Below are 11,982 nucleotides of genomic sequence, written 5' to 3' on the forward strand. Positions count from 1 at the left end.
TTTTTAAGATAATATCTAAAAGATATACGGTAAAAACAAACGAATAGACGTCTGATCTACCTACACTTAAAAAACTCTAAATACTGCCTGTTTTTATTAATTTATGTACACTATCACTAACGTTTTCATCAATAAAAGCAATGACTCCAAAACTTAATCCAAATAGAAAGAAAAAATATTCTAGATAATACATGAAGGTATAATCTAAAAAGAAACCAACAATCCCGAAGACTTCAGCTGTTATTAAAAAGGCTATTAAAAACAAGAAATACCTAGAACGCGAATCGTGTAACAAGCGATATCTATAGGCACTTATACTGAGTAAAATAAGAACGATGCCATACACAAAAAACACGACCGTCATATATTGTTCTTCAACCAAATCTGCAACTAATTCAACTATTTTATAAACCACATATACATTGATCAAAAAAACGAGTGAATAAACACAAATATCCATGCTGTTATTCTTTACTTTTTTCTGTTTAGGATATACATAAATAAGTAGCATAACATACCCAATAAGCTTTAGGGAAGTGGTTATCGGGCCATAAGCAATATTATTATTAAAATATATAGCTGTTGCCGCTAAAATAAAAAAGAGCCAAAACAAAGGAATAGTTCGCTCTTTAATTTTTTTAAACTTCAGAAAAATAGTAAAGAAAATAATGTCTGCTAAAAGGTTAATTGTAAATACACCACTTAATTTGTGATAGTATTGACAACAACAGCATAAAATAAAGAAAACAGAAGTAACTAAGTATATTTTATTCTTGAGCGTTAACATTTCCGGGCATTTTGTTTACAGCCGAGGCTGTATCTTTTACAGTGAAAATTAACGCAATTTAACTATATCATTTAAAATCTGCTAGTTAAGAATACTGAAATTTTATTTTATGCAAATATTTCTATTTTCAATAGTTTAAAAATCAATTTCATAAAATAACACGTAATTTTGTAGTAAATTGAAAACAAAATATCAATTAAAACACCTTACTAATAAAAGGTCTGAGTTCTCGATTTAAAAATCTACAGCAAAACCAACACCTAAAAACTGTTTCCACTGCACTTTTGCTCCAGCTTCTTCAGTTTCACCTTCAACATCTGTTTCTATAGTGGTCTTAACGTCATCATCATATCTTAAATGTGAACCTAAAGTTGCTCTAATAAAACTATTCACTTTAAAGTCAAAATCTACACGCCAATCAACATCTACATTTCCGAAGTTATTAATATAATCCGAATACATACTTAATTGATTTTTCACACTTATATTTTCAACTAACTCCATCTCATAACTGTTAGTAATTAAAACACCAACCTCTCTTCGTGTTTGTTCTCCTTCACGAATTAATAAACCCTCAGAGTCGTAAACAGCTGGTGTAACACCAAAAGCTCCTGCGTTTGCCAAATCTTCATCTAAAACAAAGGTGGCTTTTAAGGTTAGTGGTGAAAAGTAAAATGACATTTTCTCAATATTTTTACCGTATTCCATACCTCCACCAAAAAATAAATAACCTGGAGCCATTAATCTAGATATAGGATTGTCTGTATTTGGGTAACTGTACCCATTTGTTAATTGTGTTCTAAAATTTAATTGTGCAGAATAAAACCAGTTAGACTTTAAATCTGGTTTAAACCCCATGCTAGAATTGATTTCGATTAAATCGTCTGTTTTTCTAAGCTCTCTAGATTGTTGCTTATTTATACCGTAACGCATACGCGCATCGTTTCTCCATGAAAAATACTTATCGCTATAATTAGCACTAGTTTCAAAACCTATTAAACCTGAAATAGAATTACTACCACCCGAATTCCAATTAACAAAAGCCACTTCACTTAAATCGAAAGTTGCTTTATTTTTTTGCTGCCATTGCGGACCATCATATTTTGGTTTAGCAACCTTTAAAAATAAAGAATCAGGCTGAGCATGAATACATTGAAAAAGAAGACAGGCAATAATTAAGAAAGAATTTTTCATGATTATATTAGGGTATTTTTTAAAATTACACAAAGCATCAATAATTGTACCATTTTAACGAATATTTAAGAATTATATTTCAATTGGCTTAATAATTTTAAATTCGGCCACACTATAAACAACCATAGATCCTAACCCCAAAACGTACAAAGGTCTAGAAATGTAAAACACAAAATCTAAACTTAAAAAGTATCCTGCCGAAGTTAAAATATTAGAAATAGCAATTCCGTATACAAAAAACAAATAATACCTCGCTTTTACAGTTGAATAACCATAGCTATACATAAATGCAAGTATCGTTAAAAATATTTGAAGCCCTCCATTAAACAAGGCTACAGCTGTTAATGAAGGATCTTTTAGCGCAATCTCAGTTAAACTTAATAATTTAAACAGCAAAAACACATGTAATAAGGCTACAACAAAGAGCACCAAAATTGTAGAAACACTATATTTTAAACGAATTATTTTAGGTAAAACATCTAAACAAACACATATAGCTGCAAGCCCCCTAGAAATAAGAACAAGACGAGCGTAATATAAGGTTTCAAAAAAATGTATAAAAAAATCTGCACAAACTAAGCCTACCAGCCCAAGCAGTAGAAATATGTTTTTATAACCTTTAAAAAAAACAAAAAGGACTAAAAAGGAAACGCTACTAATAAGCCGCACGTTGCGCATGCCTTCTAAATCAAAAAAAGTTACCGATAACAAGTTTGCCAAAACGAGCAAAGCTGTAACACAGAAAATAACTTTTCTCGATTCCATGGAAAAAATATTAAATACTAGTTATTAATATACAAACTCTCCAAACTCACTTTTTATGCTTAATTTTTTAGTTTCAGAAGCTTCTACTCTACCTATAATTTTAGCATCGACGTTAAACGATTTAGATATAGCAATAATATCTTCAGCTATTTCTGGTGTTACGTATAATTCCATTCTATGACCACAGTTAAATACTTGGTACATTTCTTTCCAATCTGTTTTAGATTGCTCTTGTATCAACTTGAAAAGCGGTGGAATTGGAAATAAATTATCTTTTACAATATGAAATTGATCTACAAAATGAAGAATTTTAGTTTGTGCGCCACCAGAACAATGCACCATACCATGTACAGTATCACTTTTAAACGTTGATAAAATTTTCTTTATAATAGGCGCATAAGTTCTTGTTGGTGATAATACAAGTTTACCTGCATCTATTGGAGAGTTCTCCACAGCATCTGTTAATTTTACACCACCAGAATACACAAGGTCTTCAGGTACTGCGGCATCAAAACTTTCAGGATATTTTTCGGCTAAATACTTGCTAAACACATCGTGCCTTGCAGAAGTTAACCCATTACTTCCCATACCGCCATTATAGCTTTTCTCGTAAGTGGCTTGTCCAAAACTTTCCAAACCTACAATTACATCACCAGCTTTTATGTTGGCATTGTCTATAACATCACTACGTTTCATACGTGCTGTTACGGTAGAATCTACAATTATAGTTCTTACTAAATCTCCAACATCGGCAGTTTCACCACCTGTAGAATGTATAGTAACTCCAAAAGATTTTAAATCTTCCAAAAGTTCTTCGGTACCGTTTATAATAGCCGAAAGCACTTCTCCTGGAATTAAGCTTTTGTTTCTACCAATAGTAGACGATAACATAATGTTATCTGTAGCACCAATACACAATAAATCGTCAATATTCATTATTAACGCATCTTGAGCAATACCTTTCCAAACCGAAACATCGCCAGTTTCTTTCCAATACATATAAGCCAACGACGATTTTGTACCTGCGCCATCTGCATGCATCACTAAGCAATAATCTTCATCATTAGTTAAATAATCAGGAACTATTTTACAGAACGCCTGTGGAAACAAACCTTTATCTATATTTTTAATAGCGTTGTGAACATCTTCTTTTGATGCTGAAACCCCTCGTTGTGCGTATCGTTTTGAAACTTCTTGACTCATAATATTCTATTGTGTTGCAAATTTACTTTTTTGAATGAAAAAACCCCACTTTTTTAAAGCAGGATTTTAGAAGTTTTAATATTTTATGGGTTAAACCCTTTATTATTTTCAATTCTCTATTCTTTTTTAGTAAAAACTAAATAAAAGAAAAGTTTTAAACCTTGCATTTATCTCTTTTCAACTAAAAAACGAATTGTATTTTAATTATCGCGTAAATAATAATTCGCGATACTTCGTTAATGGCCAAATTTCATCATCAACAAGCATTTCTAATTTATCACAGTGATACCTAATATCATCAAACAGCGGTTTTACTTTTTTCGCATAAGCTAAAGCACGTTTTTCAATATCTTCAATGGCATTTGCTTTTCGACGCTGATCTACCATTTTAGTAACATTTGCGTTAATGCCTTCTATATGATTCGAAATTTCTTCAATTAAAAGCATTTGCTCTTTAGAAACATCGTGATATTTCTCTTCAAAAATCTCTTTTAATCCACGAACGTTTCTAATTAAAATATTTTGATATTTAATTGCGGTTGGCACAATATGGTTTCGAGCAATATCTCCCAAAACTCGACCTTCTATCTGTATATGTTTACTGTAAGCTTCCATCTCAATTTCGTAACGCGCTTGAGTTTCCACTTTACTCATAACATTCATTTCTTCAAACAAATCGATGGTTTGTTGAGATATTTTAGCGGTTAAAGCCTCCGGAGTGGTCTTGTTGTGACTCAACCCACGTTTTTTCGCTTCTATTTCCCAAGGTTTACCATATCCATTTCCTTCAAATAAAATTGCTTTAGTATCCTTTATATATTCTCGCAAAACATTAAAAACAGCTTCATCCTTTTTTAAATCTTTTTTATTGATTAAAGCATCAACTTCAATTTTAAAATCTTTTAATTGTTTTGCTACAATAGTATTTAAAACCGTCATCGGGTTACCACAATTTGCAGTAGATCCCACAGCTCTAAATTCAAATTTATTTCCTGTAAAAGCAAAAGACGATGTTCTGTTTCTATCCGTATTATCAAGTAAAACATCAGGAATTTTACCTATAACATTAAGCTTAAGTTCTGTTTTCTCTTGTGGAGATAATTTTCCTTTTGTAACTCCTTCAAGTTCATCTAAAACCTTAGTAAGTTGCTCGCCAATAAACACCGACATAATAGCTGGTGGCGCTTCACTAGCTCCCAAACGATGATCGTTACTTGCCGATGCCACAGAGGCACGCAAAAGTGCTTCATGTTTATAAACCGCTTTAATAGTATTTATAAAAAAGGTAAGAAACTGTAAATTACTCATTGGTGTTTTTCCTGGCCCCAATAAATTCACTCCAGTATCTGTAGAAAGCGACCAGTTGTTATGCTTTCCAGAACCATTCATTCCCGCAAATGGTTTTTCGTGAAAGAGCACTTTAAAATTATGTCGAGATGCTACACGCCCCATTAAATCCATTAAAAGTGAATTGTGATCGACAGCCAAATTCGCTTCTTCATAAATAGGAGCCAATTCAAATTGATTAGGCGCCACTTCGTTATGCCTTGTTTTCACGGGGATTCCCAAAAGCATACACTCCGTTTCTAACTCACGCATAAAATTTAAGGCTCTGTTAGGTATCGATCCAAAATAGTGGTCGTCTAACTGTTGCCCTTTTGCTGCCGAATGCCCAAGCATAGTGCGCCCAGTAAGTGTAATATCTGGACGGCTAGCAGCCAACATTTTATCTATTAAAAAATACTCCTGCTCCCAACCTAGAGAACTGGTTACTTTTTTTACATTTTTATCAAAATAACGACACACAGCCGTAGCTGCTGTATCTACTGCATTTAGTGCGCGTAAAAGAGGTGTTTTAAAATCTAGCGCTTCACCTGTATAAGCCACAAAAATAGTCGGTATACACAATGTTGTTTGATAAATAAAAGCTGGCGATGTAGGATCCCAAGCCGTATAACCACGCGCTTCAAAAGTGTTTCTAATACCTCCGTTCGGAAAACTAGAAGCATCTGGTTCTTGCTGTACCAATTGGTCGCCACCAAATTTTTCAATAGCCATACCACCACCAATAGTTTCAAAAAAAGCATCGTGTTTTTCGGCAGTCGCTCCTGTTAATGGCTGAAACCAATGCGTGTAATGTGTAACTCCTTTAGATAAAGCCCAATCTTTCATAGAAGACGATACTTGATCGGCAATACTTCTGTCTATTTTTTTACCATGACTTATAGCATTCATAACCCCATTAAAGGCATCTTTGGTTAAATATTGGCGCATCGTGTTTTCGTTAAACACATTTTTACCAAATAAATCCGATCGTCTTTCCTTTTCCTCAATATGCACAGGTTTATAGGCCAACGATTCTTTTACGGCATGAAATCTAAGTGTAGACATTTTCTAAAGCAGTTTTATATTTTCTAATAATTCTTCAATATAACTCATAAAAAATTTAATTCTCAACATCAGTATTAAACTTTCGAGCAAAAATAGGCACCAAAATCAAGAATTCCGTAAAAACCCTAAATATATTATTAACACTTTTTCAGTATTTTCAATAAATAATCAACTTTTTTTAAAATAATCCTCAAAAAAGTAGGGTATAAATAAAAACAAGTCACCTCTTTGTTAAAACACCCCTAATAAATTCGTAGTAAAAACTTAAAAATATATATTTGTGATATTATTATCAATATTTCAATTATAAAATATTCATTATGGCAAAAATTAAATTAGAATACCTTTGGTTAGATGGTTACCACCCTACTCAAAACTTAAGAAGTAAAACTAAAGTTGAAGAGCATGAAGACTTCAAAGGTACATTAGAAGAAATAGGAAATTGGTCTTTTGATGGATCATCTACTAGACAAGCAGAAGGCGGATCGTCAGACTGTTTATTAGTTCCTGTTGCAATCTACCCAGATCCAGATCGTATCAACGGTTATTTAGTTATGACTGAAGTTATGAATGCTGATGGAACGCCACACGTATCTAATGGTAGAGCTACTATTGATGATGATGATAATGATTTCTGGTTCGGTTTCGAGCAAGAGTATTTCATTATGGATAATAAAACACAATTACCTTTAGGTTTCCCTGTAGGTGGTTATCCTGCTCCACAAGGTATGTATTACTGCTCTGTTGGTGGTAAAAACACACACGGTAGAGATTTCGTTGAAGAGCATGCAGATTTATGTATCGCGGCAGGTTTAAACTTCGAAGGTATTAACCAAGAGGTTGCTTCAGGACAATGGGAGTACCAATTATTCGCAAAAGGCGCTAAATTAGCTGGTGACGAACTTTGGATTTCAAGATATTTATTAGATCGTTTAACAGAAAAATATGGTTACTACATCGAGTACCACCCAAAACCATTAGGTAAAGATATGGATTGGAATGGTTCTGGTATGCACGCAAACTTCTCTAACAATGTTTTAAGAACATGTGGAGACAAAGAAGTTTACGCAGCAATTTGCGAGGCTTTCCGCCCAGTAGTAAAAGAACACATTGCTGTTTACGGTGAGTTTAACGACCAACGTTTAACAGGTTTACACGAAACTGCAGCTATTACAGATTTCTCTTGGGGAATTTCAGATAGAGGTGCATCAATCCGTATTCCTTTAATCGCAGTAGAAAAAGGCTGGAAAGGCTGGTTAGAAGACAGACGTCCTGCTTCAAACGCTGATCCATACAAAATTGCAGCAAGAATTGTGAAAACAGTTAAATCTGCAAAGGTATAATTCACATAGCATAACATTTTGTTCATAATACAAGCGCTCGCATTTATTTGTTAGCGCTTTTATTTTATCATAAAGTTAGTTTTTGGGGCGTTACCCACAGGGTCGGGCTTTCCGCTATATCTTTATTTGTGCCACTACAGTTTTTAAACTATTTACAACATCATAGACAAACACAAAACTTCCGCACTGTTTACAACAGTGATGCTCGCACAAAAAAGGATGCCGCATCAATCCCTAACGCGTATTCTCGCTAACGTTTCAGCTTAACAAAAGAGTTCCCCATTCTTGCAACATTATGCTTCTTTCTAATTTCTGCCTGTGTTCGTCTCAAAACAATAAGTTACTCTCATATCTCTATACACATTAATACATATCTATATATTAGTTCTAAATAAGATATTAATATATATTTGCGCGCCCATTTCAGATAGATAACTTCAATTATCTACCAACACCATTAATTGTATGAATAAAGTGCTTATTGTCTTTTTATTATTCTGTTCAAACTTCATGAACGGACAAACCACACCGGAATCATTTGGAGAGCAAACCATTTGGCAAACCTTTAAATACGATATGGGTAGTGTTGGCAGAAGTGTTGGTTATGCTTTTACTAGGCCTACAAAATGGAAAGATAAACAATGGATAGACTTTGCAGGAATAGTGGCTGGAACGGCTTTATTAACACTTGCAGATGATGAAATAGATCATTGGTCTGATGGTTTCCGAAGTGCTATTCCTAACAACGTGCTACATTTTGGCGGAAAAACAGCAAATCCGGAAGGAAACTATAGCCTTAGTGGCGCTGTATATTTTACAGGATTATTCATTAAAAACGAAAAACTTAGAAGAACAGGTGTTTTAATGCTAGCTTCATCTATTACAGGGGGAGTTTTACAGCAAGTAACCGTGCGTGTTTTAGGAAGATCTAGACCATTAACTGGAGATTCAGCGAATAGTTTTGATCCTTTATTACTAAAAAAAGTTAATAATTACGATTCCTTTTTCTCTGGCCATACCGTTTTATCGTTTGGGAATGCCTATGCCATTGCAAAACAATTTAAGAGTCCATGGATAAAAGCAGGTATTTACACAGTAGGCATGATTCCTGGATTTACAAGAATTGTAATCAGTAAACATTGGTTTTCCGATGTCGCCCTTGGGACAGTAATGAGCATTTTAATTGTAGAATCTATAGATAAATATTTAGACTCCAGATACAATCAAAAATATAACAATAAAAAGGTAAATTGGGATTTATCTTTTGCACCAGGGCAAATTGGGCTTAATGTTCGTTTCTAAGTATAAAATTATTTTAAAACTCATCAAGCGCCTCTAAAATCTCAGAAAACGTAGGTCGAGTTTTCACATCTACATCAGTACAATTAGCAATTAATTTCTGCCATTTTTCGAGAAGTTCAGTATTCATGTCATTTTCACGAACAAGACCTAACACATCTTCTACTAAACAAGCATAAGCACGTACTTCTACACGCTCAATGGCACGAGCAAGCTCAGAATTAACATCGTAAAAAGAAGCTGCACCAAAATCACCCAAAAGGCAATCTGCCGATGCATTCACTAATATATTATGCGCATACAAATCACCATGGTTAATACCTTTTTTATGTAACTGCTGGCAAACCAAAGCTATGCTTTTTGCAATTTTCAATAACTCATCTGCATTAAAAACAGAAGTTTCATCAAATACATCTCGTGTACAAGTTTGCAAACTTGGCGGATTTCCTAAATTGACGAAATCTGGAGAAATCAACGTCATTATTAAACCAATTTTATCCTCCGGATGGTTTTTAATTTTTCCTAAAACAGGAATTAAATTCTCATGAGCACCAGCTGCAATGGAAATAGCCATTTCATCATCTGGTAAACCGTCGCTAGTTACATCGCCCTTAAATACTTTAACAGCAATATCTTTATTCTTCGATTTCCAAAAGGCTTTTGAAATAAAACCAGAAGCACCTTCTCCTAATAATTCTTTAACAGAAAAATCGTTCCAATCAAAAGCCTCAAAATCGGGTTGTAATTCTATTTTAGCAGCAGCAGGATTACCTCCAAAAGCTACCCAACTTAATTTTGGCAACTCAAAAAACCAATCTGGAATCGATTTTAATTTATTAGCAGAAAACCTAATGAGTTCAAGATTCACACAAGCTTTCATTTCAACAGGTAATTCTTCAATTAAATTTCCTGCTAAAGCACATTTTTGAAGCAACGTACAATCTCCAATACTTTTCGGAAGTTTTTCAATCTTATTATCAGTTAAAATCAACCAATTTAATAATGGTGGAAATGCTTGCTCTGGCACTGTTTTAATTTGATTTGATTTAAAACCAATCATATTCAAATTAGGGCATTTTGCAAGTATGCTTGGGAATTCCGTAAAGTTATTTCTTGCAAAAAATATAATTCTTAAATGCTTAAGCTGAGTAATACTTTCTGGTAAAGAAGTTAAATTATTATCTGATAAATCTAAAACCTCTAAAGTTTCGGAAAGCGATATAATTTCTTCCGGAAACGTTTCTAAACCACAAGCTAGTTTTAATGTTTTCGATCCTATTAATTGTCCAGATTTTAATGCTTCTAAAGAATGTACCATGTATCGATTTTGAAGTTGCAAATCTAACTATTATAGATGTGTAAAGAGCAAAAAACCTCAGGTTTTTCGGGATGATTTACCGCTTAAAAATTCAAAATAAAGAAAAAAAACTAGTAAGCCTTAAACATAATATGATTAGGATTTGATCGCGTATCGGAAAGTTTAAAATTGTAATCACCAACAATTTTAAACTCATTTTTTGTGTAGAATTTTATGGCTTTCAAATTTTCGACCCAAACAGCCAACCAAATTCCTTGTTGTTTATACTGCTTAGATGTTTCAATAATAGAATTGAAGAATTCTACACCTAGTTTTTTACCATGAAAGGCTTCTAATAAGTAAAACCGATCTAATTTGGTAATAGCGGGCGCATCAACCCAAGGACTTAAAGCATTAACTTCAATTTTTGAAAAACCCGCAATTTCATCTTCAAAAGAAATAATATAGTATTGAACGTTTTCGTTTTTAAATTCTTCAGCTATAGCTTGCTCTTGATAGGTTTTATTAACAAATTTTTTAATATCATCTTCCGAAGCACTATGTCCGTGAGATTCTAAAAAGGTTTTACGTCCAACTTTAGCAATTAATTGAGCGTCTTTAACTGTTGCTTGTACTATTTTAACCATACTACAAAAACTCTATTTTCCGGTAAATACCAAAAACATAAAAACGCCATAACCAACAACTAGCGCAAAGCCTTTTAATCTGCTAATTTGTAAACGTTTTGGTAAAAATATTAACGGAATTAAAATAGCCGAAAAACCAAGCATCCAAAAAATATCTGTACTTAAAATAGAAGGTTCTGTTACCGGAATTGATTTTACCATAGCTGTTAACCCTAAAACCGATGCAATATTAAAAATATTAGAGCCAATTAAATTCCCTAAAGAAATAGCTTTTTCTTGTTTTGCTGCGGCAATAACCGATGCTGCTAACTCTGGTACACTTGTACCAATTGCAATAAGCGACACACCTATTACAGCCTCGGAAACCCCTATAGAAACTGCTATAGCTTTAGCGCCTTCTACTAACCATTCACTACCGAAATAAAGTGATGCTGCTCCAATTAATAGCCATAACACTATTTTAAAGTTAGAAACAGTAGCCAACGTATCATCAACCTCATCTGAAGCTGTATCTTTTTTGGCGCTTCTTATTAAATATATTAAAAACACGATAAGTCCTGCAAACAGAATACCTCCTTCTATTGCCGACAATACATTATCGTTTTTCAGAAAATAATACAATACTACAGAGAACACCATCATCACAGGCCAATTAAGCTTATAAAATGATTTATCTACAGCAATAACGCTTACCATAGCCGTGATACCTAATACCAAACCAATATTGGCAATATTAGATCCCACAACATTAGTTATAGCAATGGCTGGCGATCCAGACAAAGCGGCTTGTAAACTTACGAGTAACTCTGGTGCCGATGTTGCAAAAGAAACCACCGTCATTCCAATTACCATTTTGGAGATATTAAACTTAAAAGATAATGCTACAGATGCACGAACCAAAAATTCGCCACCAACAACCAATAAAATAAAACCAAGGATAACCCAAAGTAAACTCATAACTATATTTTTTTGCGAAGATAATTGAAACTGAAAATTGAAAAGCGAAAAGGGAAAAGTTTTTTTTAAACAATAAGGTAAGTAGATAAATTAAAGACC

Annotated in this window: 10 protein-coding genes; 2 read left to right on the forward strand and 8 right to left on the reverse strand. The window is 33.4% G+C overall.

Features of this window, described 5'->3' with window-relative positions; genetic code table 11:
- Positions 1–76: 76 nt before the first annotated feature.
- The 5 genes from DFQ06_RS07350 to DFQ06_RS07370 form a co-directional block, all read right to left on the reverse strand.
- The gene (locus DFQ06_RS07350; RefSeq protein ID WP_042503036.1) at positions 77–787 is read right to left on the reverse strand and encodes a hypothetical protein; all 711 of its coding nucleotides are present in this window, start codon (positions 785–787) and stop codon (positions 77–79) included.
- Positions 788–1,021: 234 nt separating this feature from the next.
- Complete coding sequence (locus DFQ06_RS07355; protein WP_042497359.1) at positions 1,022–1,981, reverse strand: DUF3078 domain-containing protein; 960 nt, start codon at positions 1,979–1,981, stop codon at positions 1,022–1,024.
- Between the two features lie 72 nt (positions 1,982–2,053).
- Positions 2,054–2,746, reverse strand: coding sequence for a hypothetical protein (locus tag DFQ06_RS07360; RefSeq protein WP_042503039.1), 693 nt, complete (start codon positions 2,744–2,746; stop codon positions 2,054–2,056).
- 24 nt (positions 2,747–2,770) lie between these two features.
- The gene (locus tag DFQ06_RS07365) at positions 2,771–3,949 is read right to left on the reverse strand and encodes an AIR synthase related protein (RefSeq protein WP_042503042.1); all 1,179 of its coding nucleotides are present in this window, start codon (positions 3,947–3,949) and stop codon (positions 2,771–2,773) included.
- A gap of 204 nt (positions 3,950–4,153) precedes the next feature.
- On the reverse strand, positions 4,154–6,340 hold the full coding sequence (locus tag DFQ06_RS07370; RefSeq protein ID WP_042503045.1) for a glutamine synthetase III family protein: 2,187 nt from the start codon (positions 6,338–6,340) through the stop codon (positions 4,154–4,156).
- 320 nt (positions 6,341–6,660) lie between these two features.
- Here DFQ06_RS07370 and DFQ06_RS07375 point away from each other — a divergent pair, with 320 nt between their 5' ends.
- Both DFQ06_RS07375 and DFQ06_RS07380 read left to right on the forward strand, forming a co-directional pair.
- The gene (locus tag DFQ06_RS07375; RefSeq protein WP_042497348.1) at positions 6,661–7,683 is read left to right on the forward strand and encodes a glutamine synthetase beta-grasp domain-containing protein; all 1,023 of its coding nucleotides are present in this window, start codon (positions 6,661–6,663) and stop codon (positions 7,681–7,683) included.
- 465 nt (positions 7,684–8,148) lie between these two features.
- A complete protein-coding gene (locus tag DFQ06_RS07380; protein ID WP_042503047.1) occupies positions 8,149–8,985 on the forward strand; it encodes a phosphatase PAP2 family protein in 837 nt (278 codons plus the stop codon).
- Between the two features lie 13 nt (positions 8,986–8,998).
- Here the strand turns inward: DFQ06_RS07380 and DFQ06_RS07385 are convergent, their stop codons facing one another.
- The 3 genes from DFQ06_RS07385 to DFQ06_RS07395 form a co-directional block, all read right to left on the reverse strand.
- Positions 8,999–10,300 carry a protein kinase gene (locus tag DFQ06_RS07385; RefSeq protein ID WP_133966925.1) on the reverse strand — a complete coding sequence of 434 codons (1,302 nt, stop codon included), beginning with the start codon at positions 10,298–10,300 and terminating at the stop codon, positions 8,999–9,001.
- Between the two features lie 110 nt (positions 10,301–10,410).
- On the reverse strand, positions 10,411–10,926 hold the full coding sequence (locus tag DFQ06_RS07390; protein ID WP_133966927.1) for a GNAT family N-acetyltransferase: 516 nt from the start codon (positions 10,924–10,926) through the stop codon (positions 10,411–10,413).
- Positions 10,927–10,938: 12 nt separating this feature from the next.
- Positions 10,939–11,883: a calcium/sodium antiporter gene (locus DFQ06_RS07395; RefSeq protein ID WP_133966929.1), complete on the reverse strand. Its 945-nt coding sequence runs from the start codon at positions 11,881–11,883 to the stop codon at positions 10,939–10,941.
- Positions 11,884–11,982: the final 99 nt, after the last annotated feature.

The organism is Algibacter lectus (assembly GCF_004368925.1).
GTDB lineage: Bacteria > Bacteroidota > Bacteroidia > Flavobacteriales > Flavobacteriaceae > Algibacter > Algibacter lectus.